Below are 23,048 nucleotides of genomic sequence, written 5' to 3'. Positions count from 1 at the left end.
GGCACGCCTGCCGGCCCCGTACCGATACCGCCATGTTCGAACGACTGTTGCCCGTGTTTCAGGCCGATGCGCCGATCAAGGCCGCCCGCGGCGTGATCGAGCGCCTGCCCGGCCAGCCGGTGAGCGGCGCGCTCGAAGCGCTCAACCGCGTGCTGCGCGAAGGCCTGGCCAGCTCGCCCGGCGGGCCGGCCGCGCGCCGGCTGGTGGCGCTGCTGGGCCCGGTGGCGCGCGAGTGGGCCGAGCGCGGCCTGGCCGAGCTGGCCAGCGGCGGCGACAACCCGGTGCGGCGCGAGCTGATCGGCCGCGCGCTGGCGCTGCTGGCCGACCAGCTGGCCAACACCGGCTATATCGAGGCGGTGCGCGAATCGGTGGCGCTGCAGAAGGGCGCCGGCCGGCTGCTCGAACTGCAGGAGCAGGCCGCCGGCCACTTCCTGTGGCAGGGCCTGGCGCTGACCGCACGGGCGCTGCTCGATCCGCAGGCTGCCCAGGTCGGCTGGGAAAGCGCGGCCAGCCTCTATCTCGCGCTGGTCCGCCACGGCGGCCTGCCGGCCACGGTGCTGGCGGCCGACCGCGAACCGGCCCGCTCGCTGGCCACGCTGCTGTTGCTGCACGACGGCCTGGCGGTGGTCGAGGCGGCCGAGGTGGCGCCGGTCGCCTGGTGCTGCCGCCAGCTGGCGCCGGCGGTGCGGCTGGCGGCCGATTTCCACCGCGCCACGCCGCTGGTGATGGACATCGAGGCGGCCGAGGCGCACCGCCTGGTCGGCTGGGGCGGGCCGAGCAGCGCCGCGCCGGCGCTGTGCTACGGGCTGGAGGAGGCGGCGGCCGCCGCCGAGGAAGCCAGCGCCGCCTACGATTTCGGCCGGGTGCCGGAAGGTTTCCTCGAACCGGCGACGACCGCCAAGCTGCTGATCCGGCTGGCGACGGCCTGGCGCGACGGCCCGGGCCGTGCGCGCAATGGCGCGGTGGCGCGCATCCACGACGCGGTGGCGGCCTTCGACTTCCTGCGCATCCGCGGCCTGCTCGGCCAGAAGGGCGGTCGCCTGCCGGCCCACGATCCCTTCCTGCGGCCGGTCCGGATCGTCGATGCCGACGACGCCGGCGCCGCGCTGCTGCTGCCGGCCGACGCCGGCCCGCTGCTGGCCGGCGGCCTGCTGGCGCTGCATCTGCCGGGCCGCGGCTGGTGGCCGGGCCGGCTGGCGCGGGCCGAGCGCGAGGCCGACGGCGGCCTGTTCGTCACCGTGCGCTGGCTGGCGCAGGAGGCCGACGCGGTGCGGCTGATCATCGCCCACGAGTCGCTGCCGGCGCTCTACCTCGCGCCGGGCCCGGTCAACGACTACCGGCCCGGCATGCTGCTCGGCGCGGCGGCGCTGGCGCCGGGCGAGGCCTGCAGCTTCGAGCGCGACGGCAAGGTCCACCGCTTCGTGCCGAGCGAGGCCGTCGCGCTCGGTCCCGCGCTGTGGTGCTACCCGGGTAGGCTGAGCCCGTGACGGGCTGAACCGGTCGTCATGGGTTACCGGCGGTGGGCGCGCCCGGGAGACCCGGGCGTTCGCGGTCCACGAGTGCTGGACGAAGGCTCGGCCCCTGTTTCAATCGACCCCTCCCGTCCCGCTGCCGCGGGGGAGCCTCGCTGCCAGTGGCGCTTCGGCACGTTCCGTTGCGCTCATTGCGTGTCGGCGAGAAACATCGAACGGAGGCTCGGCGCAGGCGCGGCTTCAGCCGCGGATCGTGGATCTGCCTGCCGGCGGACGAAACCGCCATTCGCGGCTGAAGCCGCTCCTGCATCGCGCACGTCCGCGTTCGGCTTGCCTGGCTGCTTTTGCGATGGCCCGCGCAGGCCGATCGGCTGAAACGTGTTTGTCCTCGGCCCGGATATATCCTATTCAATCCATGAGGCCCGGCGCCGCACCTCGCGCGACCCGGGTACGCATGGATCAATCCGGGAGGGGAAGGACATGCTGTTGAGGCAAAGGGTATGGATCATCATCGCGGCGGCGGTGCTCGGGCTGCTGCTGATCGCCGGTTTCGGCCTGGCGCAGCTGCGCCAGACCATGATGGAGGAACGCCGCGGCCAGATCACCATGCTGCTGGGCCTGGCCGAGGGCATGCTCAAGCAGTACCAGGCGCTCGAGACCGCCGGCAAGCTGAGCCGCGAGGAGGCGCAGGCGCGCGCCACCCAGGCGCTCGGCGCGCTGCGCAGCGAGGACAACTACTTCTTCGCCCGCAACGGCGACAACGTGATGCTGATCCACCCGAAGACCGAGCGGATCGGCAAGGTCGATCTCGGCTCCAAGGTGCCGGACGGCCGCTATTCGACCGCGGTCTACGCCGAGGCGCTGCAGCAGTCCAACCCGGCGCTGGTGGTGATCCAGACCGAGCGGCCCAAGTCCAAGGACAAGGTACTGCTGCCCAAGCTCAACGGCGTGCTCAAGTTCGAGCCGTGGCAGTGGACCGTCGGCATCGGCTTCTTCATCGACGACATCGACACGCTGTTCTGGCGCTATGCGCTGAGCTTCCTGCTGATCGGCGGCGTGCTGGTGCTGGTGGTCGGCGGGCTCACGCTGTCGATGGGACGCGGCATCCTGCGCCAGCTCGGCGGCGAGCCGGGCTACGCGGCCGAGATCGTGGCGCGCATCGCCGGCGGCGACCTGAGCCGCGAGATCCGCGTCGAGGGCGGCAGCGACAGCCTGCTGGCCGCCATGCAGCGCATGCAGCAGGGGCTGCGCAAGCTGGTCGAGCGCTTCAACGCCGCCTCGGCGATCCTGGTACGCGCCTCGGCCGAGCTGACCGGCCAGATGCAGCAGATCGCGCACAGCGCGCACGCCTCGGCCGAGGCCACCTCGGCCACCGCCGCCGCGGTCGAGCAGATGTCGGTCAGCATCGACCACGTCAACCACAGCGCGCACGCCACCGAGCAGAATTCGCGCAATTCGGCCGCGCTGGCGGCCGAGGGCGAGCAGCTGGCCGGCCAGGTGGTCGGCGAGAACCGCCGCATCGCCGAGGACGTGACCGCGGCGGCCAACCTGATCCGCGGCCTGGTCGACAGCTCGCGCCAGATCGACAGCATCGCCGCGGTGATCAAGGAGATCGCCGACCAGACCAACCTGTTGGCGCTCAATGCCGCGATCGAGGCGGCGCGCGCCGGCGAGCAGGGCAGGGGCTTCGCGGTGGTGGCCGACGAGGTGCGCAAGCTGGCCGAGCGCACCGGCGTCGCCACCCAGGACATCGTGCGCACCACCCAGGCGGTGCAGCAGGACACCGACTCGGTGGCCGGCAAGATGGACGAGGTCGGCCGCTCGGTCGACGGCGGGGTGGCGCGCACCGAGCGCGCCGAGACGGCGCTGCGCGAGATCCGGCACAGCGTCGACGGCACGCTGGGGCAGGTGCGCGAGGTGGCCGAGGCGATGCGCGAGCAGAGCCTGGCCAGCACCAGCATCGCCGGCAATATCGAGCGCATCGCCCAGATGGTCGACGAGGCCGACGCCTCAATCGCCGCGGCCCGCGAATCGGTGCAGCAGCTCGATGCGCTGGCACGCGAGCTGAACGAGGCGGCGGCGAGTTTCCGGCTGGCTTGACGCGCGATCCGGGCCGCGTCGGCGCGGCGCCGGCGACCTGGGATGCCATGCAGGAGCGATGCAGGAGCGATGTAGGAGCGGCTTCAGCCGCGAACCGGTTCAGCGTTCTACTGCCGCATCGGCGATCGCTCACCGGTTCTGCGGGCGCTCGCCGATTCGCGGCTGAAGCCGCTCCTACAAGGCCTGGCCGCGTAGGTCGGACTTCAGTCCGACAGCGCTGCGAACCGAGGTCGCTGCCGGGCTGAAGCCCGACCTACGTTCGCGTGACGATGACGCGGACCGCCGCATCGACGCATATCCATCCCGCTCACTTCCCCCGCGCCAGCGCCTCGGCCTTGAGCTTGGCCGTCTCGTCGCCCTGGCGCGCCGCCGCCGCATACCAGCTCAGCGCGCGGGCGCGGTCGGCCTCGACGCCGTCGCCGTGCTCGTACATCGAGGCGATCAGGTATTGCGCCGCCATGTCGCCGCCCTCGGCCGCCGCCTCGTACCAGCGGGCGGCCTCGCGGTAGTCCCGCTCGATGCCGCGGCCGAGGAAATACTGGGTGCCGAGGCTCAGCTGGGCCTGGGTATGGCCCTTCTCGGCGGCGGCGCGGAACCAGCGCGTGGCGTCCGGCTGCGAGCGGTTCACGCCGTCGCCGTTCTCGTAGACCAGGCCCAGCGCATAGGCCGCGTTCATCACGCCGGCCTCGGCCGCCTTCTGCAGCCAGGGGAACCAGTCCACGCCGCCGCCGGGGCCTTCGCCGCGCTTGAGCATCATCGCGTAGTTGAACTGGGCCAGGCCGTCGCCGCGCTGGGCCAGCTTGCGGTACTGCGCCAGCGCGCCGCTGAGGTCGCCGCGCTGGTAGGCGGCATAGGCGGCGTCGATCGGCCCGGCGGCCAAGGCGGGGCCGAGCAGCGCCAGCGCGAGCAGCGGAAGAACGGCGTATCGGGTCATGGCAGGCTCCGGCAAGGGGATGGATGCTTGGTCGCACGGCGGCGCGACCGCTTACGGAACGGCGGCTCACTTCACTCTAGCCCGTCGCGGCGGTCGCGCCGCCATCGGCTTGTCCGCGGCGGTCGCGGGTATCACGGTTGGATCGCCCGATTGCCGACCGATGCCTTTCGCGCGGCAATCGCCCCGGTTTTTCCATTCCGACAATATCGGCCGGGTATTAATACCTCGGTGAAACCTGCCCGGCTTGAATAAGCCGATCGGGCCGGCTATAGAACAGCGGGCCGATTAAACCCGGCTTGCGAATTCCATAAATAGGCGGAATGGATCGGCAGCGTCCGCGGGCGCCCTCTACCTTGCTCAGCGCCGGCCTGCAGGCTGGCCCCGGCCGTTCCGGCCGGGCTTGAATCCGCGCATGGCCGGCTGATTGCATGGACTGGACATCAGTCGGGCGTATTCCGGTTTTTATCGAGCAAGCGATAAACCGGCGCGGCGCAATCGATCGAATCGATGTCGGCACGGCGAATTTCTCCACGCTGCATGCCGATGTCAAAAAAGCGGTATTGACCCACCGTATGGATAAACGGCGGGAAATGCCAATGGCAATGGCAATGACCCGATGGAGAAAAGGACTCGATCGATGCAAAAAAACAATCGAACCAGGCTGCATGCCGTGCTGCTGCCCCTGCTGGCCGCGGGCAGCCTCGCCGCATCGGCCGCGACGCCGCCGGCGCAGCCCGACCAGCCGGCGCCGGTCGCCGCCGCCAAGGTCGCGAAGAAGGACAAGAAGGCGAAGAAGCCGGCCCCGGCCAGGCCGACGCTGAAGAACCCGGCCATCGACGCGGTCAAGGACATGGCCGGCGGCCTGCTCAAGTCGGTGCTGGGCAGCGCGGCCAAGGAGCTGCTGTTCCCGTCCAAGACCATCGACACCGAGAAGCTGCTGGCCGACATCAGCGCCAACGTGCGCAAGGAGCTGATCGCCAGCGTGCTCGACGGCGACAGCGCGGCGCTGACCGCGGCCACCACCAGCCTCAACGACTACGAGACCGAATGGCGCAACGGTGCCGATCCGACCACGCTCGAAGCACGCGTCAGCGCCGATTCGACCATCAACGGCGTCAATACCACGCTGGCCCGCACCGGTCCGCAGGGGATGGCCGAGTACATCGCGCCGGGCCTGCAGCTCTACATCGCCGCGGCCCAGATCAAGGCCAACCGGCTCGAGCTGCGGCGCAAGCTCAAGCCCAGCGACGACGCGGCGATCCGCGCCGTGCTGATCGCCCACCTGCAGACCGCCGGCGCGCACGTGCGCAAGACCATGAACGAACGGCGGCTGGGCACCATGAACCAGCGGCTGGGCATGATCTCCGACTGCGCGGTCAAGCAGAAGCGGGTGCATGGCCTGCCGTGGAACCTGATCACCACCTACGAGACCGGCTACACCGACAGCGCGGTGCAGAAGCGCCAGCCCGGCTCCCAGGCCGACGGCGACGAGGGCATCGCGCTGGCCCGCTGCGAGGGCTACCGCGAGCCCTACTTCGACAACGTGCGCAAGGCCCAGGCGCCGGTGGCGGACAAGGACTGGCCGGCGACCGAGGAGGTGCTGGACAAGTGGGCGCAGTCGCTGGACGCGCTGAAGAACGAACCGGGCAAGACGGCGCGCATGCTGCGGCTCGATTTCGGCGGCATGTTCGGCATCGGCGAGCGCAGCTTCGACAACCCGCTCACCAACGCCACCAGCTGCCCGGCCGGCTACACCGCCTATGAATTCAAGGGCACCTACAACGTCGACTGGCAGGCCTTCTACTGCGGCCGCCCGACCGGCGACGGCGAGCCGGTGGCCGAGTTCGGCGGCATGTACGGCCGGACCGACCACAACGACGGCGCCTACGCGATCGTCAATTCGATCACCGGCGGCAGCAGCTGCCCGGCCGGCTTCACGGCGGAGACGGTGAACAACCAGCACGCGCTGTCCTACTGCTACCGGCGCCACACCGCCGGCGCCGCGGTGCCCTACCTGTTCGGCGGGCTCTACAGCGACAACGGCGACAAGAAGAACCCGCTCACCGACGCCATGCTGTGCCCGACCGGCTACACGCCGGCGCTGGTGCACGGCACGCGCGGCGCGGGCGGCATCTCGTCCACGCGGCGCGTCATCATGTGCTACGCCAAGCCTAAGAGCGCTTGACGAGCTGACATGCCTGGCCGACGGTTAGTGCAGCGCCCGGGGAAACCCGGGCGTTTGTCATTGATCCGTGCTGAAACAGCGGCTTGCTCTGATCGAATCCCACCCCTCCGCCCCGCCCGCCGGCGGGGGACCTCGCTACGCTCGACAGCTCTTCGATCAGCGGCATTCGAGCTCATGCCGGGTTCTAGGGGACGGCGGCATCTTGGGCCCCACGGGGCGCGAGCACGGCATTCAGCGCCTGCCACGCCGCCAGCTTGTCGGCCAGCGGCAGCGTATGGGCCGGGCTCGACGAGGGCAGGCGGAAGATCGCGTAGCGCTGCGCCGTGTCGCCCAGCTGGCGCAGGCCGAGGGTGGCCGCCGTGCCGCCGTTGAAGGCGATCGCCGCCAGCTGCGGCAGCGTCGCCAGCAGCGCGGCCAGGTCGTTGCCGACATGGTCGCGGATGCTGCTGTCGAGGCTGCCGGCGCGCCGCGCCTGCGCCACCACGTCCCACAGCCCGACGCCGTGCCGCAGCAGCGTGGCGAGCCGGCCCTCGTAGTCCTGCGCGCGCAGGTCCTGGCCGATCACCGCGCCGGCCAGCTCCCAGAAGCGGTTCTGCGGATGCGCGTAGTACTGCGCGTGGGCCAGCGAGACCTCGCCGGGCAGGCTGCCGAGGATCAGCAGCCGCGTGCCGGCATCGACCACCGGCGGGAAGCAGCGCTTGGGCGCGTTCACGGCAGCGCCTCGTCCTGGCCGCCGTCGAACAGCGCGAGCTGCTTGTGCATGCCGCGTTCCTCGTCCTCGTAGCGGAAACCCACGCCCAGCAGCCGCACCGGCTTGCGCTGGCGCTGCCAGCCTTCCTGCAGCAGATGGCTCCAGACCTCGGCGTCGGGCGCGCTGCTCAGGCATTCGGCGGTGGTGTGGGTGAAATCGTCGAAGCGGATCTTGACGAAGGCCTTGTAGGGCTTGCTGGCGTCGCTGCTGCGCTTCTGCCGCGCATGGAGGTCGGCGATCAGCGGTTCGAGCTCGCGCCGGCAGGCGGCCAGGTCGGGCAGATCGTGCACATAGGTGGTCTCGACCGACAGCGAGCGGCGCGGCTGGTCGGTGCTCACCGGCCGCTCGTCGATGCCGCGGCAGAGGTCGTGGAGGCGCAGGCCGAAGCGGCCGAAATGCTGGGTCAGCCGCTCGAGCGGCCAGTCGCGCAGGTCGGCGCAGGTCTGCGCGCCGAGTTCGTTCATGCGTGCCGCGGTGACCTTGCCGACGCCGAACAGCTTGCCGACCGGCAGCGCCGCGACGAAGGCGTCGACGTCCTGCGGCCGCACCAGGAACTGGCCGTCGGGCTTGTTCCAGTCGCTGGCGATCTTGGCGACGAACTTGTTGGGCGCGATGCCGGCCGAGGCGGTGATGCCGACCTCGGCGCGGATGCGGTCGCGGATTTCATGGGCCATGCGGGTGGCGCTGTTCTGGTGCTGCGGCGACTCGCTGACGTCGAGGTAGGCCTCGTCCAGCGACAGCGGCTCGACCAGCGCGGTGAAGTCGCGGTAGATCGTGTGGATCTGGCGCGACACCGATCGGTAGACGTCGAAGCGCGGCGACAGCAGCACCAGCTGCGGACAGCGCCGCATCGCCTGGCTGGTGGCCATGGCCGAGCGCACGCCGAAGGCGCGCGCCTCGTAGTTGCAGGTGGCGATCACGCCGCGCTGCTCGGCCCTGCCGCCGACCGCCACCGGCCGGCCGCGCAGGCTCGGGTCGTCGCGCATCTCGACCGAGGCGTAGAAGCAGTCGCAATCGATGTGGATGATCTTGCGGAAGGTGCCGGTCATGGCCGCCGGGGCGGGGTTGGAGAACGGACGTATTCTCGCTTGCCGTGGGCATTGCGGCCAAGTTTGCCTGTGTCGCGCCGCCGCGCATCCAGGAGCGCCGCCCTGTCGATCGCATTTGGTGCGGCTGCCCGTGCAAGCAATACAGGGCTGCGATCCGATCGGTAGGTTGGGCTTTATGCCCGACGGCGCCGTTGATCGAGGTCGCCGTCGGGCATAAGGCCCGACCTACGCGGTGCACCCTGTAGGCGCGGCTTCGGCCGCGAATGGCGACCGGTGCGGCGACGGCCACTCGCGGCCGAAGCCGTTTCGACGATGGGCCGCCGCGCGCGTCAGCCCTGCCGGGCGCGCACCATCTTGATCAGCCGCTCGAACAGGTTGGCGTCCTGCTCGTTCTTCAGCAGCGCGCCCGACAGCGGCGGCAGCCCTTCGCTCACCTTCAGCGCGGCCGGCTCGACGCCCTCGGCCAGCAGCAGCTTGAGCCAGTCGAGCAGCTCCGAGGTCGACGGCTTCTTCTTCAGCCCCGGCAGTTCGCGCACGGCGTAGAACAGCTCGAGCGCCTCGCGCAGCAGATCTTCGCGCAGGGCGGGGTAGTGCACGTCGACGATGGCGCGCAGCGTGTCGCGGTCGGGGAAGCGGATGTAGTGGAAGAAGCAGCGGCGCAGGAAGGCGTCGGGCAGCTCCTTCTCGTTGTTGCTGGTGATCACGATGATCGGCCGGTGGCGCGCGCTGACGGTCTGGCGCGTCTCGTAGACGTCGAAGGCCATGCGGTCGAGTTCGCGCAGGAGATCGTTGGGGAATTCGATGTCGGCCTTGTCGATCTCGTCGATCAGCAGCACCGCCTGCCGATCGGATTCGAACGCCTCCCACAGCTTGCCGCGCACGATGTAGTTGCCGATGTCGTGCACGCGCGCATCGCCCAACTGGCCGTCGCGCAGCCGCGACACCGCGTCGTATTCGTACAGGCCCTGCTGCGCCTTGGTGGTGGACTTGATGTGCCAGCTGATCAGCGGCTTGCCGAGCGAGCGGGCGATCTCCTCGGCCAGCAGGGTCTTGCCGGTGCCGGGTTCGCCCTTGATCAGCAGCGGGCGCTGCAGCGTGATGGCGGCGTTGACCGCCAGCATCAGGTCGGGCGTGGCGATGTACTGGTCGCTGCCGGTGAAACGGGGGGATGAGGTCATCGGTGGGATTCCGGGTCGGAGGCCGCCGATTTTACCAAGCAATCGCTCGTGTTCCGCGGCCGCTGCGGTGCCCGGGCCTTGGCGTGCCTCGGAGTAGCGCCTGAGTCCAGATCTCCCGGACCAACAAGGATGCACCGAGGAGGACGCCGAGGACACAGAGGCAAGCCGCTCCTGCGCGTGGCGAGAAGGAGCCGTCGTCCGGAAGGTGCCCGCCTTCCTCCGCGTCCTTGGCGTCCTCCGCGGTGAAAGTCCGGCCGTTGTGCTTGCTGCTGCCGCTTGACGGCGACGAGGCTATCTACGGCTTCCTGCCCACCGGCTCGGCCAGCAATGTCGCGGCATCGAAGCCGAGCCGCAGCGCGCCCCAATGGCGGCCGCCGATCCAGACCGGCACGTCGAGCTCGGTCATGATCTCGCCGGTATCGCGCACATAGGTCTGCAGCAGGAAGCGCTGCTGGTTGCGCGCGGCGCGCAGCCCGGCCGGGTCGTTGAAGATGCGCTGGTGGCGGCTGTTCACCAGGTCGGTCGCCCGGTCGCCGGTCGGCGGCTTGGAATACCAGCTGTTGTGGCTCGGCCCGTAGCCGTTGCCGTCGACCAGCAGGCAGAACTTGCCGCCCGGCGTGGCCTTGACCAGTGCGTCGTAGCGCGGCTGGAACACCGGGCCGAAGCGCTCGGCGTAGCGGGTCAGGTATTTTTGCGGATCGGTGCCGGCCACCGGCTGGTAGCGCTGGTCGAACACCTCGACGCCCTCGGCCGCCAGCGCGGCGATGCCGGCCGCCATCTCGTCGCGCGCCGCCAGCAGCCGGCTCAGCGCCGCGTCGAGCGGACCCTGGCCGAGCACGAAGCGGCCGGCCAGCTGCTGCACCTCGTCGGCCACGCCGCTGAGATCGCGGGTGGCGGCGGCCGATCGCTGCATGCGCTCGGCGATGGTGCGGCTGTCGGCGTGGATGTGGGCGACGCGCTGGTTGATCTCGCCATTGGTCTCGGCGAACTCGTCGACGTGGCCGGCGATGCCGCCGAGCCGTTGGCTGGACGATTCGAAATCGACCACCAGCTTGCCGAAATGGCCGGCGGCGCGCTCGACCGAGGCGCGAGTGATGCCGGCGCTCCGGCTGATCGACAGCGTGCGCGCATGGGTGGTGGAGACGTCGCCGAGCATGGCGTCGATATTGGCCGAGATGTCCTCGGTGGCGCCGCGCACCTTCTCCGCCAGCTTGCGCACCTCGTCGGCCACCACCGCGAAGCCGCGGCCGGCTTCGCCGGCGCGGGCCGCTTCGATGGCGGCGTTGAGCGCCAGCAGGTTGGTCTGCTCGGCGATCTCCTTGATCAGGTCGACCACCTGCTTGATGCTGGCCGAGCGGCCGTTGAGGCCGTCGACCACCCGGCTGAATTCACCGATCTCGGCGCCGATCGCGTGGATGTGGGTGCTCACCTCGCCGAGCTCGGCATGGGCGGTGCGGGCGACCTCGAGGTTCTGCGTGGTGGTGGCGGCGATCTGGCGGGTCTCGGCCGCGACCTCGCCGAGCCGGCCGGTGGCGGCGTCGCTGGCCGCCAGCACCGCCTCGGCGAAGCGCGACTGCTGTTCGGCGCTGGCGGTGGAATCGGTGATGTTGCGCAGCGAGCGGGCCGATTCGACCGCGATCCGGACGGTCAGGCCCTGCACCTCGGCCAGCGTCTGGCGTTGGCGCGCCAGCAGGCGGTTGCAGGCGGCGGCCAGTTGGCCGATCTCGTCGCGGCTGTCGATGCGCAGATCGCGCGACAGGTCGCCCTCGCCGCGCGCCATCTCGTCGATCGCCTCGCGCATGCGGCGCAGCGGCAGCGCGATCCGGCGGTTGTAGTACCAGACCATGGCGCCGATGAAGACGGCCGACGCGGCCAGCAGCAGCGTCGCCTCAGCGTGGCCGAACAGGGGCCAGAGCAGCGCCGCCTCGATCGCCAGCAGCGCGAACAGGACGGCGAACTTGCGGCCGAGCGTGCCGAAAGCGGCCGCTTCGGGGCTGTCGTGAAAGGCGCGGAAAGTGCTCATCGTGCCGGTCTCCTCTTCTCGTCTCGCGGCGCCCGTCGGATGCGGGCGCTCGGCCGGCACCGACGGATCGGGCCGTGCCTTCCAGCATAGGCGATGCCGGCCGGCATGGCGGCCGGCGGCGGTCAGCGCCGCGGGGAACGAGCCGGGAAGCGGAGATCAGCGGGCGTAGGCGGACTCGATGTCGTCCAGCGTCAGGTGCCAGCGTTCGAGCATATGGGTGTAGATGGCGAGCTCGGGCTCGGACAGCGAGCGGTCGGCCTTGGTCATGTCGAGCGCCAGCGTGGCGACCAGCAGCTGCTTCTTGGGCTCGGTCACGGTCTCGAGCAGGTCGTCGATGCGTTCGCGGTCGACCAGGTGGATCTGACCGGCTTCGTCGGCCTCGTCGGAGAGATCGTTGCAATATTGGTGCAGCACCTCGATGAAGCCGGTGCGGCTGATGTCGAGCGCGTCGTAGATGTTCAGCGTCTCGAGGCTGTCGATCTCGCGCGGGTCCACGTTGCCGTCGCTCATGATCAGCATCACCAGGAGGCGAGCCATCGCTTCGGGACTGTTGGGGCTGTATTTCTTCATCTCGTTGTCTCCGTCGAGCCTGTTTGGTATTGGCTCTGTTCGCTGTGGATCTAAGCTGCAGAGCAGGCACCCGGCAAAGCCGGGCGCTCGCGTTCGGCGCGTGCTGAACCAGCGGCTCTCCCCTGATTCATTCCGACTCCCCCGCCCTCGCCGCCGCGAGGGGGCCTCGCTGACGCTCGTTCGTGGGGCTGATGACCACGTGCGGGTCATTCAATCAGTTGTATTTTCCACGCTTGTACTGGACTTGTACCCTCGGTCGAGTCCCAGTGCTTCCGTGAAGATTGCCGGGACGCTGGCGGGGCGGCGTGCAGCGTAATCGAAGAACAGGACGCCGGTCTTGGCGTGCAGGACGTCGCGGCCGTCGGCCTGTTTGCGGAACCGATAGAGCAAATCGCAGCCGTACTTGTTGAAGTCGCTTGCGGCGACTTCGGCCACCAGCGTCTCGCCCCAGAACGCTTCGGCCTTGTAGACCACCACCGCGTCGGTGAGGATCAGGCCGCGGCCGGCGATGTCGAGTTCGCCGAAGCCGAGCGACTTGAGGAAGCGCAGGCGGGCCTCGTGCACCAGCGTCAGCGCCGAGTCGTTGCCCAGGTGGCCGCCGTAGTTGATGTGGCCGATGCCGATCTCGAGCGTGGTGCAGAACGGGAAGGTATCGGGCAGATCGAGCTTGACGCGGGCCATATGGAGCGCGGAGACGGGTGGCGTGGCGGGCCAGTGTAAGCCGCGCCGCGCCTGCCGAGCAACCGGCCGCTAGCTATAGTGGGAACAGGGTGGACCGAACCCAGCCAAGGAGTCAGCCATGTACCAACGCATCCTCGTACCGGTCGACGACAGCGACACCTCGCGCCAGGCGCTGGTCGAAGCGACCAGGTTCTGTTGCGAGCAGCACGGGCGCACGCGCCTGGTGCACGTCATCGACCTCGCCCAGTTCACCTGGGGCGGCGCCGAGTTCGTCGACGTCGGCGAACTGCAGGGCAATCTGCGCGAGGCGGGCCGCAAGGTGCTCGAATCGGCGGCGGGCCTGATGCGCGACAACGGCGTCGAGGCCGAGACCGCGCTGCTGGAAATCTGGGGCGGCTCGATCTCGACGGCGCTGATCGAGGACGCGCAGGACTGGCCGGCTGATATCATCGTGATGGGCTCGCATGGCTGGACCGGCCTCGATCACCTGCTGCTGGGCAGCGTGGCCGAGGGCGTGGTGCGCCACGCGCCGGTGCCCGTGCTCATCTTCCCGATCAAGCGCGAGAAACAGAAGAAATAAGTGTCGGAATCCCTGCTGAAACCGGTCGTGCCGCTCGCGGTCACCGACCATCGCCGCGACATCCTCGGCTTTCGCTACATCTACCCGGTGGTTTCGCGCCGGGCCGGGGGCGTGTCGGTCGGCGTGAACCTCAATCCCAACAATGCCTGCAACTGGCGCTGCATCTATTGCCAGGTGCCCGAGCTGGTACGCGGCAACGCGCCGGTGCTCGATCTCGCGCTGCTCGAACGCGAGCTGGCCGCGATGCTCGACGAGCTGATCCATGGCAGCTTCATGGCCGACAACGTGCCGCTAGAGGCGCGCCGGATCAACGACATCGCGCTGTCCGGCAATGGCGAGCCGACTTCCAGCCGGCAGTTCGGCGAGGTGATCGAGATCGTCGGTCGCCAGTTGCAGCGCACCGGCCTGCTGGGCCAGTTGAAGTTCGTGCTGATCACCAACGGCAGCCAGCTCTACAAGCCGGCCGTGCAGGCGGCCGTGGCGCGCATGGGCGAACTCAATGGCGAGGTCTGGTTCAAGTACGACCGCGCGCCGAGCGCGGGCTACAGCGAGGTCAACCAGGTCGCGTTGACGGCGGCGCAGATCAAGCGCCACCTGCGGGCCGCGACCGAACGCTGCCCGACCTGGCTGCAGACCTGCATGTTCGCGCTGGACGGCCGAGTGCCGACCGACGCGGAGATCGCGGCCTGGCTGGATCTATTGGGGGAGGCGATGGCGGAAGGAGCAAAACCGGCCGGCGTGCTGCTCTACGGCCTGGCACGCGAATCTACCCAACCCGAAGCACCGCGCTTGTCGCGCGCGCCGGAGGTATGGATGCGCGAACTTGCCGCACGCATCGAGACGCTGGGATTACCGGTCAAGCTCAGCCTGTAACGCGTACCGCCGCGCCGCGGATCGCACGGCGGGGCGGACGGTGGGCCGCAGGCGCACCCCCACGGCGCACCTGCGGCGGAATCCGGCCGGCGATCAGGCGCCGGTTTCGGATTCGGCCTTGTTCTTGACCGCTTTCTGCAGACTCTTGTAGAGGTCCGGGTGGTTTTCCTTGAGGTATTCGATGATCTCGAAATCCTCGCGGCAGACACGGGTCAGGTCGACCTGCTCGACGTGCACCAGGCGCAACAGCTCGCGCACCGGCTTGGGCATGTTGCGACCGCTTTCGTAGCGCGAGCCACCGCTCTGGGTGACGCCGATCTTGGTCCAGAACTCTTGCTGGTTCATGCCAAGCTTGCGGCGGATATCGCGCGGATTGAACACTTTCTCGAATAGTTTCATGGCTTATTCCCGCAGGTGTACCTGTCATCGTCTTAACGGCGACCATCTGCGCGCTGTCGATCAGCATCTCGCGTGGCCGGCTCTTGTTGTTTTGACGCCGCTATTTCGTTCTAGTTCATGCACATAGCATAAATCAAGGAAATTCCTCTAGGCGGAACGCAATATTACTTGGCTTGTGCCGCCTGCGCGAGGCATCTTGCGATCGGCAACGCAAGCTACGGCTTGCGACTAGCGTACTGTCATGGACAGAAGATTATATATTGAAGCTTAACCCATTTGGGGGAGCAACTTGTATCATACGTGTACATGGTTTTGTCTTTCCCCGCGCCGGGTGGGCCGGTCCGCTTCCTGCAGTGGCGGCATCATGCCGGCCGGGTCAGGGCGACATGCCGGCGGCGTGCAGGCTTGCATTCCGCATAAAGCTTTTGCATATATATAATCCATCGGCGCATGATCTTCCGAGCCGCCGGGGCCCCGTGCAGCGGGAACCCGCCAGGCGGCCGGCGATCCATGGCGTAGCCCATCCCGCGGGCATGTCGGCCCGCATCGAGCTGTACTGCTTTCGACTACCTGGTCGTATCCGGAAAAATTAGGAACGACTGTACCGGTAGAAATACTGGCGAGTTTGTTAGACTTGCCGCTTAATCAATTTTTAATATAGTGGGCCGTCCGGCCTCTCAATGCGATGAGCACACTGGTTGAAAAGATCGTCCAGGCGATCCGTGAGGATATCTACAACGGCACGCTCGAAGCCGGCGAACAGCTCAAGCAGGTCGAGCTGGCCAACCGCTACGGCGTGAGCCCGATCCCCTTGCGCGAAGCCTTGCAACGTCTGCAGGTCGAGGGCCTGGTCGAGTATTTCGCCTATCGTGGCGCCATCGTCGCGCGCATGCGCAAGGGCGAGGCGGCCGACATCGCCGATATCCGCAACGCGCTCGAATCGCTGGCTTTCCGCATCGCGCTGCCCGATATCGACGAGGAGCAGATCGCCAAGCTCGAGGCGCTGACCGAGGATCTCGAATCGCCGCGCGGCCACGACGCGACCTTCTTCATGGAGCGGCTAAACGAGTATTACGCGGTGCTGCTGGCCAAGGCCAACCGGCCGCTGCTGCTCGAGATGATCCAGACCAACCTCAAGCGCGCCACGCGCTACTACGCCGAGGTGGTGCGCATCAGCGGCAGCCGCCCGTCCGACGCGCCGTCGCGGCAGACCTATCTGCAGGCCGTGAAGGCGCGCGACATCGACTCGCTGACCACGCACATGGAGGCGCTGCATGCAGCCTATGTGCGCTTCGTCGAGGCGCACTTCGAGGATTGAGTCCTCCCGGGCCGCTGCGGGTCCGCCATGAAAAAAGCCGGCATCTGCCGGCTTTTTTCATGGGATCTGCGTGTCGTGCCCGCTGCTTGCGGCTCAGTGTTCCTGTTCGGCGTGCAGGTAGTGGTCGAGCTGGTCGAGCGTGAAGTAGAGCTTGTCGATCGAGGATTCGGGCTGCGGCTTGTCGTCGAAGCGCTGCCAGTAGCGCGCGTGGGCCTTGCGCGACAGCCAGCGGTCTTCCTCGAGCGCCGCGTGATCGAGCGCCAAGCCATGGCGGGCCAGGATCGGGCCGAGTTCGTCGGCGCGGCGGCGCAGATCCTCGCGGGTGTGCTGGTAGGCGTGCTCGCACATGTTCTCGCGGTCGGCATAGCTGAACACGTTGGAGAAGAAGATCTCCTCGTCGCCGTGGCTCGGCTCGAACAGCACCACGTCGGCGCCCTGGTAGGTATTGGCGTAGCGCTGCATGCCGACGCGCATGCGCGAGTGGATGATCGAGCGGAAGGTCTGCGACAGCACCACCGGCAGGCCGCCGCGGATCAGCCGGTCGCGGTTGTTCGGGTGGCCGTGCGGCGCCAGTCGCGCATCGAACGGTACGATCGGATTGACGCAGATCACCAGGTCGGCTTCCTCGTCGAGGCTGATCGAGGTGTGCAGCGTCTTCTTGAGCGCGCCGTCGACGTAATGGTCGCCGTCGATCTCGACCGGCGGGAACAGGCCGGGCAGCGCGGCCGAGGCCTGCACCGCCTTGGAGATCGGCACGTGGTCGTGGTTGCGGCCGCCGAATTTGACCGAGCGGCCGGTGTCGAGGTCGGTGGCGACGATGTAGAGCTTGGTGCCGAGCGAGCGGAAGTCGTTGCTGCGGCCGCCGCTGGTGAACACGCGGGTCAGGAAGCGGTCGATCTCGCTGTTGTCGAACAGCCCGGTCGGAATCGCGTGCGACAGCTGCATGAAGGCGCCGGTCAGGCCGACTTCGCGCGGATGGGTGATGAATTCCCAGAACGCCTCGACCAGCAGTTCGGGGATGGCCATCGCGCGGCGGAAGTATTCGCGGTAGGCCGGGCGCAGGAACTGGTCGGGCTCGAACGGGATCGAGCGCGAATCGTTGGTGATGAAGATGCGGTACATCTCGCGCGGCGCGATGCCGTTGGCCAGCGCGGCCGAGATGAAGCCGCCGGCGCTGACGCCGACATAGACGTCGAGCTTGGTGAAATCGAGGCCTTCGATGGCTTCGGCCAGCGCGCACAGGGCGCCGACCTCGTAGATCGCGCCCAGCGGGCCGCCGGCGGCGAGGTTCAGACCGATGTGCGGACGTTTGGGTGACGACATGGCGGAAGTTTTCCGAGAGGCTGGGCCAGCCTGGTTTGAGGGGAAGAAGCTGGGCGGCGATCCGCGCGGCGGGCGCGAATATCCACCGAAACCGGTCGCAAGGCAAACGCGCGGGCGGTGTCCGCCGGCGGCATGGCGGCGCGGCTGCCTGTGCGCAGGTCACTCAATTCGTGACCGCGCTGCCCGTCGCCGGTTCTCCGGCTGGAGATCCACCGGCCGGACGGGCCGAACGACGACGGGGCGGGCGATGAACGCACCGCCCCGTCGGGCCCGACCCGCGGCCAGGCCCGGATGACCGGGCCGGCCGCGGCGGTCGAACGTGCCGTCGATCAGGCCTTGGCGGCGGGCTTGGCTTCAGCCTTCGGCTCGGCCTTGGCTTCGACCTTGGCTTCCTCGGCCTTGGCGGCCGGCTTGGCGGCCTGCTTCTTCAGCAGCTCGTTGACGCTCTTGTTCAGCTCGTCGATGCGCTTGTTCAGATCGGCCAGATCCTTGTTGCTGGGCACGCCCAGCGCGTTCAGGGCGCGGGCCACGCGGTCCTGGAACACTTGTTCCAGCTTGTCCCAGGTCTCGGTTGCCTTGCTGGTGACTGCCACGACTTTCTCCTCGGCCGACTTGCGGCTCTTTTCCTCGACTTGCTTACCGGTTTCGACCAGACCGTCGAAAATCTTGGTGCCTTCGCCCTGGGCCTTGGCGAAGGCGCCGAGGCCGGCCAGCCAGATCTGGTTGGCGGATTCGAGGATGACGTGGGCGTACTGCTTTTCTTCCGATGCTTTCTTCAGCGACTTGGCCATGGTGGGCTCCTGTTAGACAAAGTTGAATTGCGGTGTGTTCGGCATGTCGCCCGCGCTGCGGCCGACGGTGATTCGGTTTCTCCCGCGTGCCGCTCGTCGGCGGCTCTTCCCATCGAGTTGGGGTCATAATTCGGCGATGCATACGTCGTCCTTGGTTCGCATTATTCAGGACAAGTTGCGCTAAGTGCCAGTTTTTCTTGAGTATTTTTTCGACGGCCTGGGTGCGGAAAACACACTGTTGCAGTATTGCAACGTCGCGATTTTGTGCTTCCGACCGCTCAAATCCCGCTGGCGCCGGGCTTTGAACTGATGCGCCGATGCGACGCTGTCGGATTTTTGCCAATTCCCTTTTTGCCACAATGACGTCCCTTACTCCCGACTCTCCGACCGATACCGGCGGCCTTTCGCGCGAGCGCTACCTGCTGGCGTGCTGGCAGGCCGAGCGCCTGGCGGCCACTTATGCCGATCTTTCGAACGATCCGCGCTATGCCCAGGCGACCGAATTCTTCCTGACCGACCTGTACGGCCCGCGCGATTTCTCCCAGCGCGACCGTGACGGCGAGCGCGTGGTCGGCAAGATGCGCCGGCTGCTGCCCGAGCGTGCGATGAACGCGATCGAGCGCGCGCTGCACCTGAACCGGCTCAGCCACCGGCTCGACGCCGAGCTGGCCGAGATGCTGTTCGAGCGCATGGGCGTGACCGGGATCGACGCCGACAGCTATGCCGAGGCCTATCGCCGCTGCGGCAACGCGGCGGAACGGCGCGAGCAGATCGAGCTGGTCGACCGGCTCGGCCACGAGCTCGACGTGGTGGTGCGCAAGCCGCTGGTGCAGATGGCGCTGAAGCTGGCGCACGGCCCGGCCCACCTGGCCGGCCTGGGCGAGCTGCAGGATTTTCTCGAGCGCGGGGTGGCGGCCTTCCTGCACATGGGCGGCGCCGACCACTTCCTCGCCACCATCCGCCGGCGCGAGAGCACGATCCTCGAACGCATCCTGGCCGGCGATCCGCAGCCGTTCGCGCCCGTCGCGCAGTAATCAGCCTTTCGGGCCGGTCATCTGGCTGATGTGCCTGCCCGGCGCCCGGCCGATACTGCCTGCCGCCGAACCTGGCTTCGATGCGGGCCGGCCGTCCATTAGAATTGGAACACCGCCCGGCGCAGCGGTATCCAAACGCCGTGATCCATTCCATTTCCCGAGGAGAACCCGACATGTCCCTTCGCATCCAGTATCCGCACGACAAGCCCCTCGAGCAGGCCCGCGACCTGGCCGAGCAGGTGGCGCGGCAGATGAAGCAGGAGTTCGGCATGGAGTACGCGTGGGACGATGACGTGCTCAATTTCCAGCGGCCCGGCGTCAGCGGCCAGCTCACGGTGGCGGCGACCGAGGTGGTGGTGGAAGCCAGGCTGGGGTTCCTGCTGTCGGCGCTCAAGCCGCGCATCGAAACCGAGGTGCGCGCCTTCCTTCGGCAGCATTTCGGCTGAGCCGGCGCCGCCCGTGAAGATCCTGCTGGTCGACGATCACACGCTGTTCCGCGAGGGCATGGTCAGCCTCCTGCACAAGCTCGACCCGCAGGCGGCCATCGTCGGCGTGGGCCAGGCCGAGCAGGCGCACACGCTGCTGGACGAGGGCATGCGGCCCGACCTCCTGCTGCTCGACCTGGAGCTCGGCGGCGAATCGGGCAGCGCAGTGCTGCGCGAACTGCGCGCGCGTCATCCGGCGCTGCCGGTGGTGGTGGTGTCGGGCCACGACGAGCCCGAGGTGATCCTGGCGGCGATCAACGACGGCGCGATGGGCTTCGTGCCCAAGAGCGCTTCGAGCGACGTGATGATCGCCGCGCTGCGGCTGATCCTGGCCGGCGGCATCTACCTGCCGTGCGAGGCGCTGGCGCTGGGCCCCGTGGCGGCGCCGCTGCGCAGCGGCAAGCCGGGCGAGCTCGGCCTGTCGCCGCGCCAGACCGAGGTGCTGCACCGGGTGCTCAAGGGCATGTCGAACAAGCAGATCTGCCGCGAACTCGACATCTCGCCGGCCACGGTGAAGAGCCATATCAGCGCGATCCTGCGCGTGCTCAACGTCACCACCCGCACCCAGGCGGTGATCGCGGCGAGCCGGCTGGGGCTGCGGTTCGAGGCCTGAGGCGCGGTCTGCCGGCCTTCCCGGGCATTCTCGTTGCCCATGCACCCGCCGAATGATCGCCTGGTATTGGCGTCGACCGATCAGACGCGCAGGGTAGGTCGGGCTTTATGCCCGACAGCGATCTTCATCGGCGGCGCTGTCGGGCGTAAAGCCCGACCTGCGAAAGCCTGCATGCGGGTTCGCCGATCCGTCGCATTTCGTGGAGCTGGAGTGCGCACAGCCTTCGGGGGAGATCGGGGCAGCCGCTCAAGCCGCCGGCATCGTCTCCACCGCCAGCGCATCCGCCATCGCCCCGCGCAGCTGCAGCGCGTTGATCGGCTTGTGCAGCACCGGCAGCCCGCTGTCCGACAGCTCGCGCAGCACCTCGGGCGCGACGTCGCCGGTGACCAGGATCGCCGGCACCGCCTCGCCGATGGTCAGCCGCAGCAGTTCGATCACCTGGCGGCCGCTGGTCTCGCCGCCGAGCCGGTGGTCGACCAGCAGGAGGTCGGGCCAGCGCAGGTGGAGGTCGAGCGCCTCGACCGCGGCGTCGGCGCCGTCGGCCACCTCGACGTGGCAGCCCCAGCTGCGCAGCAGCAGCGCGGTGGCTTCGCGCACGCCGGCATCGTCCTCCACCACCAGCACGAAGGCGCCGCTGAGCGCCGCCAGCCCCGGCACCGCGCGCTCGGCCGCCGGCAGCGCCGCCTCGACGCCCGGTACCTCGATCGCGAAGCAGGAGCCGCGCCCGGGGCGCGAGCGCACTTCGATCCGGTGGCCGAGCAGGCGCGCGTACTGCTCGACGATCGACAGGCCGAGCCCCAGCCCCTTGCTGCGGTCGCGCGCGGCGTTGCCGACCTGGTAGAACTCCTCGAACACCCGCGGCAGCTGCTCGGCGTCGATGCCGATGCCGCTGTCCCAGATCTCGATGCGCAGGCGCTCGCCGCGGCGGCGGCAGCCGACCAGCACGCCGCCGCGCTCGGTATAGCGCAGCGCGTTGCCGACCAGGTTGCGCAGGATGCGCTCGAGCATGATCGGGTCGCTGCGCACCCAGTCGCGGCTCGGCCGCACCCGCAGCGCCAGGCCGCGCTCGCGCGCATGCGCCGCTTCGGAGCGCTCGATCGCATCGAGCAGCGGGCCGAGCGCGAATTCGGTCGGCCGCGCGTGCACGCCGCCGGCGTCGAGCCGCGAGAGGTCGAGGATGCCCTTGAGCAATTCCTCCATCGCCTGCACGCCGTGTTTGAGCTGGTCGACCACGTGGCCCAGCTCGATGCGCGGCATGCGCTGGTCCAGCGTGGCGACCAGGATGCTGATCGCGTGCATCGGCTGGCGCAGGTCGTGGCTGGCCGAGGCGAGGAAGCGCGTCTTGGCGGTATTGGCCAGTTCGAGCGCGTGGGTGCGCTCGCGCACGCGGTATTCGAGCAGGTCGGCCAGCTCCTCGACCTCGCCCAGCGCCGACACCATCCGGCGCAGCTGGTAGACGGCGAAGGCGGCCAGCACCAGCGGGATCGAGAACGGTAGCCAGTAGTTGGCCTCGAGGCCGAGCAGGTCGTTGACCACCAGGTAGTCGTGCGCCGCGCCGATCAGCACCACGGCGAGGCCGGCCATCACGCCGGCGAACACCCGCGGGCCGGCGGCGCGCGCGCCGCGGTAGAGCCACCACAGCGTGGTGGGCAGGGTGGCGATCAGCACCGGGTAGGTGACGGCGCGCAGCCGTTCCAGCCAGGCCGAGTCGCCCACCATGGCCGACAGCGTGCACAGCAGGCTGGCGGCGGCGACCAGGGCCAGGTCGCGGCGGCGGTTGCGGCGGCCGCACAGCTCGGCCGAGAACAGCAGCAGCAGGGTGGCGGTCCAGACCTGGGCGGCATAGAAGAACCAGTTGCCGAAGCTGGCGCTGACCAGCGGCAGATCGGCGTAGTAGTACCAGTTGCGTACCGAGCCGAGCAGGAACAGCACGCTGAAGTAGGCCAGCGCGCGCTCGCGCGGCCGCCAGGCCCAGATCAGCAGCGTCAGCACTGCCAAGAGGCCGGTGGTGAGGTTGATCGCCTGCGGCAGCGAGCGCTCGTAGTAGCGCTGCAGCTCGAACTGCGGCCGCAGCACCTCGTCGGGGCCGACATGCGGCTCGGCCAGGCCGGCGCGCGGCCATTGGCCGGTCGAGACCTCGAGTTCGATGCGGTTGTCGCCGTCGCGCCACAGCGCCGGCGGGATCTCGGCCAGCCGCGCCATCGAGCCGAGCCGGGTCGGCGCGGTGCTGTGCGGCGAGCCGCGATTGCTGAGCAGGTGGCCGTTGAGCCAGATGGTATGGTCGCGCGAGATGCGCCGCAGCTCGAGCGCCCAGTTGCCGGCCGGCGCCTGTTCCAGGGCGAAGTCGAACCGGTAGCAGCTGGCGCCCGGGCCCTGCACGCCGCGGGCGGACCACAGGTCGGGCAGGGCGACCAGGTCGCCTTGCCCCTGCCGCGCGTCGCAGTGGCTGGGCCAGAAGCGCGCCTGGCGCAGCACCAGCGGCTGCGCGGCTGCGTGGAGCGCGGCGAGCAGCACGAAGGCGAGCGCGAACAGGCGGCGCAAGCGGGGTCCGGTAATGTCCTGCACGCGGGATCCTCGAGACGGGCGGGGCGCCCTGGCCGGCGGAAGCCGGCGCCGATGAAAAAAACGCAGGCGACCGGGATCGCCTGCGTTGCCGTTCTACACCGTTTTCGTCTTGCCGCGATACCTC

The 23,048-nt window shown here is 68.8% G+C and carries 20 protein-coding genes; 9 read left to right on the top strand and 11 right to left on the bottom strand.

Annotated elements, in window-relative coordinates; all coding sequences use genetic code 11:
- Positions 1 to 32: 32 nt before the first annotated feature.
- Together H9L41_RS16095 and H9L41_RS16090 are read left to right on the top strand one after the other, a co-directional pair.
- Complete coding sequence (locus H9L41_RS16095; RefSeq protein ID WP_028444679.1) at positions 33 to 1,487, top strand: hypothetical protein; 1,455 nt, start codon at positions 33 to 35, stop codon at positions 1,485 to 1,487.
- 465 nt (positions 1,488 to 1,952) lie between these two features.
- On the top strand, positions 1,953 to 3,572 hold the full coding sequence (locus H9L41_RS16090) for a methyl-accepting chemotaxis protein (RefSeq protein WP_028444678.1): 1,620 nt from the start codon (positions 1,953 to 1,955) through the stop codon (positions 3,570 to 3,572).
- 307 nt (positions 3,573 to 3,879) lie between these two features.
- Here the strand turns inward: H9L41_RS16090 and H9L41_RS16085 are convergent, their stop codons facing one another.
- A complete protein-coding gene (locus H9L41_RS16085) occupies positions 3,880 to 4,506 on the bottom strand; it encodes a tetratricopeptide repeat protein (protein ID WP_051318670.1) in 627 nt (208 codons plus the stop codon).
- A gap of 637 nt (positions 4,507 to 5,143) precedes the next feature.
- Between H9L41_RS16085 and H9L41_RS16080 the strand changes: the two genes are divergently transcribed.
- A complete protein-coding gene (locus tag H9L41_RS16080; RefSeq protein WP_028444676.1) occupies positions 5,144 to 6,691 on the top strand; it encodes a hypothetical protein in 1,548 nt (515 codons plus the stop codon).
- A 184-nt stretch (positions 6,692 to 6,875) separates the two neighbouring features.
- Here H9L41_RS16080 and H9L41_RS16075 read toward each other — a convergent pair whose 3' ends face one another.
- The 6 genes from H9L41_RS16075 to H9L41_RS16050 all read right to left on the bottom strand — a co-directional run bounded on the left by H9L41_RS16075 (position 6,876) and on the right by H9L41_RS16050 (position 12,943).
- On the bottom strand, positions 6,876 to 7,403 hold the full coding sequence (locus H9L41_RS16075) for a DNA-deoxyinosine glycosylase (protein WP_028444675.1): 528 nt from the start codon (positions 7,401 to 7,403) through the stop codon (positions 6,876 to 6,878).
- Positions 7,400 to 8,491, bottom strand: coding sequence for a DNA polymerase IV (gene dinB / locus H9L41_RS16070; RefSeq protein ID WP_028444674.1), 1,092 nt, complete (start codon positions 8,489 to 8,491; stop codon positions 7,400 to 7,402). The genes H9L41_RS16075 and dinB overlap by 4 nt, the downstream gene beginning before the upstream one ends.
- 329 nt (positions 8,492 to 8,820) lie before the next feature.
- Positions 8,821 to 9,669, bottom strand: coding sequence for an AAA family ATPase (locus tag H9L41_RS16065; protein ID WP_034605885.1), 849 nt, complete (start codon positions 9,667 to 9,669; stop codon positions 8,821 to 8,823).
- Between the two features lie 295 nt (positions 9,670 to 9,964).
- Entirely contained in the window at positions 9,965 to 11,692 is a 1,728-nt protein-coding gene (locus H9L41_RS16060; RefSeq protein ID WP_028444672.1) for a methyl-accepting chemotaxis protein, read from the bottom strand.
- A 156-nt stretch (positions 11,693 to 11,848) separates the two neighbouring features.
- Entirely contained in the window at positions 11,849 to 12,262 is a 414-nt protein-coding gene (locus H9L41_RS16055; RefSeq protein ID WP_028444671.1) for a tellurite resistance TerB family protein, read from the bottom strand.
- 210 nt (positions 12,263 to 12,472) lie between these two features.
- A complete protein-coding gene (locus H9L41_RS16050) occupies positions 12,473 to 12,943 on the bottom strand; it encodes an acyl-CoA thioesterase (protein WP_051318669.1) in 471 nt (156 codons plus the stop codon).
- 118 nt (positions 12,944 to 13,061) lie between these two features.
- On the opposite strand from H9L41_RS16050, the gene H9L41_RS16045 reads away from it, so the two are divergent.
- Together H9L41_RS16045 and H9L41_RS16040 are read left to right on the top strand one after the other, a co-directional pair.
- Positions 13,062 to 13,523 carry a universal stress protein gene (locus tag H9L41_RS16045; RefSeq protein WP_028444670.1) on the top strand — a complete coding sequence of 154 codons (462 nt, stop codon included), beginning with the start codon at positions 13,062 to 13,064 and terminating at the stop codon, positions 13,521 to 13,523.
- Positions 13,524 to 14,396 (top strand): radical SAM protein, encoded by an 873-nt coding sequence (locus H9L41_RS16040; RefSeq protein ID WP_211236796.1) that lies wholly within the window; start codon positions 13,524 to 13,526, stop codon positions 14,394 to 14,396.
- A 93-nt stretch (positions 14,397 to 14,489) separates the two neighbouring features.
- Here the strand turns inward: H9L41_RS16040 and H9L41_RS16035 are convergent, their stop codons facing one another.
- Positions 14,490 to 14,795, bottom strand: coding sequence for a helix-turn-helix domain-containing protein (locus H9L41_RS16035; RefSeq protein WP_028444668.1), 306 nt, complete (start codon positions 14,793 to 14,795; stop codon positions 14,490 to 14,492).
- 685 nt (positions 14,796 to 15,480) lie between these two features.
- Between H9L41_RS16035 and H9L41_RS16030 the strand changes: the two genes are divergently transcribed.
- Positions 15,481 to 16,113 (top strand): GntR family transcriptional regulator, encoded by a 633-nt coding sequence (locus tag H9L41_RS16030; RefSeq protein WP_051318668.1) that lies wholly within the window; start codon positions 15,481 to 15,483, stop codon positions 16,111 to 16,113.
- A gap of 93 nt (positions 16,114 to 16,206) precedes the next feature.
- Here H9L41_RS16030 and H9L41_RS16025 read toward each other — a convergent pair whose 3' ends face one another.
- Complete coding sequence (locus H9L41_RS16025; protein ID WP_034605884.1) at positions 16,207 to 17,436, bottom strand: patatin-like phospholipase family protein; 1,230 nt, start codon at positions 17,434 to 17,436, stop codon at positions 16,207 to 16,209.
- A 329-nt stretch (positions 17,437 to 17,765) separates the two neighbouring features.
- Entirely contained in the window at positions 17,766 to 18,227 is a 462-nt protein-coding gene (locus H9L41_RS16020; protein WP_084299750.1) for a phasin family protein, read from the bottom strand.
- Positions 18,228 to 18,586: 359 nt separating this feature from the next.
- On the opposite strand from H9L41_RS16020, the gene H9L41_RS16015 reads away from it, so the two are divergent.
- From H9L41_RS16015 to H9L41_RS16005, 3 genes are all read left to right on the top strand, one after another.
- A complete protein-coding gene (locus H9L41_RS16015; RefSeq protein WP_051318667.1) occupies positions 18,587 to 19,261 on the top strand; it encodes a DUF8198 family protein in 675 nt (224 codons plus the stop codon).
- 173 nt (positions 19,262 to 19,434) lie between these two features.
- Positions 19,435 to 19,707, top strand: coding sequence for a polyhydroxyalkanoic acid system family protein (locus H9L41_RS16010; RefSeq protein ID WP_034605883.1), 273 nt, complete (start codon positions 19,435 to 19,437; stop codon positions 19,705 to 19,707).
- 13 nt (positions 19,708 to 19,720) lie between these two features.
- Entirely contained in the window at positions 19,721 to 20,359 is a 639-nt protein-coding gene (locus H9L41_RS16005) for a response regulator (RefSeq protein ID WP_028444666.1), read from the top strand.
- Between the two features lie 246 nt (positions 20,360 to 20,605).
- Here the strand turns inward: H9L41_RS16005 and H9L41_RS16000 are convergent, their stop codons facing one another.
- Positions 20,606 to 22,900, bottom strand: a complete 2,295-nt coding sequence (locus H9L41_RS16000; RefSeq protein ID WP_051318666.1) for an ATP-binding response regulator — start codon at positions 22,898 to 22,900, stop codon at positions 20,606 to 20,608.
- Positions 22,901 to 23,048: the final 148 nt, after the last annotated feature.

The sequence above is a fragment of the Chitinimonas koreensis genome (assembly GCF_014353015.1).
Lineage (GTDB): Bacteria > Pseudomonadota > Gammaproteobacteria > Burkholderiales > Chitinimonadaceae > Chitinimonas > Chitinimonas koreensis.
This window is presented reverse-complemented; position numbering and strand designations above follow the sequence as displayed.

Excerpts from the sequence above, each read along its gene's own strand:
- H9L41_RS16095 (WP_028444679.1), top strand. The coding sequence starts at position 33 with ATGTTCGAACGACTGTTGCCCGTGTTTCAGGCCGATGCGCCGATCAAG.
- H9L41_RS16090 (WP_028444678.1), top strand. The coding sequence starts at position 1,953 with ATGCTGTTGAGGCAAAGGGTATGGATCATCATCGCGGCGGCGGTGCTC.
- H9L41_RS16085 (WP_051318670.1), bottom strand. The coding sequence starts at position 4,506 with ATGACCCGATACGCCGTTCTTCCGCTGCTCGCGCTGGCGCTGCTCGGC.
- H9L41_RS16080 (WP_028444676.1), top strand. The coding sequence starts at position 5,144 with ATGCAAAAAAACAATCGAACCAGGCTGCATGCCGTGCTGCTGCCCCTG.
- dinB (WP_028444674.1), bottom strand. The coding sequence starts at position 8,491 with ATGACCGGCACCTTCCGCAAGATCATCCACATCGATTGCGACTGCTTC.
- H9L41_RS16065 (WP_034605885.1), bottom strand. The coding sequence starts at position 9,669 with ATGACCTCATCCCCCCGTTTCACCGGCAGCGACCAGTACATCGCCACG.
- H9L41_RS16060 (WP_028444672.1), bottom strand. The coding sequence starts at position 11,692 with ATGAGCACTTTCCGCGCCTTTCACGACAGCCCCGAAGCGGCCGCTTTC.
- H9L41_RS16055 (WP_028444671.1), bottom strand. The coding sequence starts at position 12,262 with ATGAAGAAATACAGCCCCAACAGTCCCGAAGCGATGGCTCGCCTCCTG.
- H9L41_RS16050 (WP_051318669.1), bottom strand. The coding sequence starts at position 12,943 with ATGGCCCGCGTCAAGCTCGATCTGCCCGATACCTTCCCGTTCTGCACC.
- H9L41_RS16045 (WP_028444670.1), top strand. The coding sequence starts at position 13,062 with ATGTACCAACGCATCCTCGTACCGGTCGACGACAGCGACACCTCGCGC.
- H9L41_RS16035 (WP_028444668.1), bottom strand. The coding sequence starts at position 14,795 with ATGAAACTATTCGAGAAAGTGTTCAATCCGCGCGATATCCGCCGCAAG.
- H9L41_RS16030 (WP_051318668.1), top strand. The coding sequence starts at position 15,481 with ATGAGCACACTGGTTGAAAAGATCGTCCAGGCGATCCGTGAGGATATC.
- H9L41_RS16025 (WP_034605884.1), bottom strand. The coding sequence starts at position 17,436 with ATGTCGTCACCCAAACGTCCGCACATCGGTCTGAACCTCGCCGCCGGC.
- H9L41_RS16020 (WP_084299750.1), bottom strand. The coding sequence starts at position 18,227 with ATGGCCAAGTCGCTGAAGAAAGCATCGGAAGAAAAGCAGTACGCCCAC.
- H9L41_RS16015 (WP_051318667.1), top strand. The coding sequence starts at position 18,587 with ATGACGTCCCTTACTCCCGACTCTCCGACCGATACCGGCGGCCTTTCG.
- H9L41_RS16010 (WP_034605883.1), top strand. The coding sequence starts at position 19,435 with ATGTCCCTTCGCATCCAGTATCCGCACGACAAGCCCCTCGAGCAGGCC.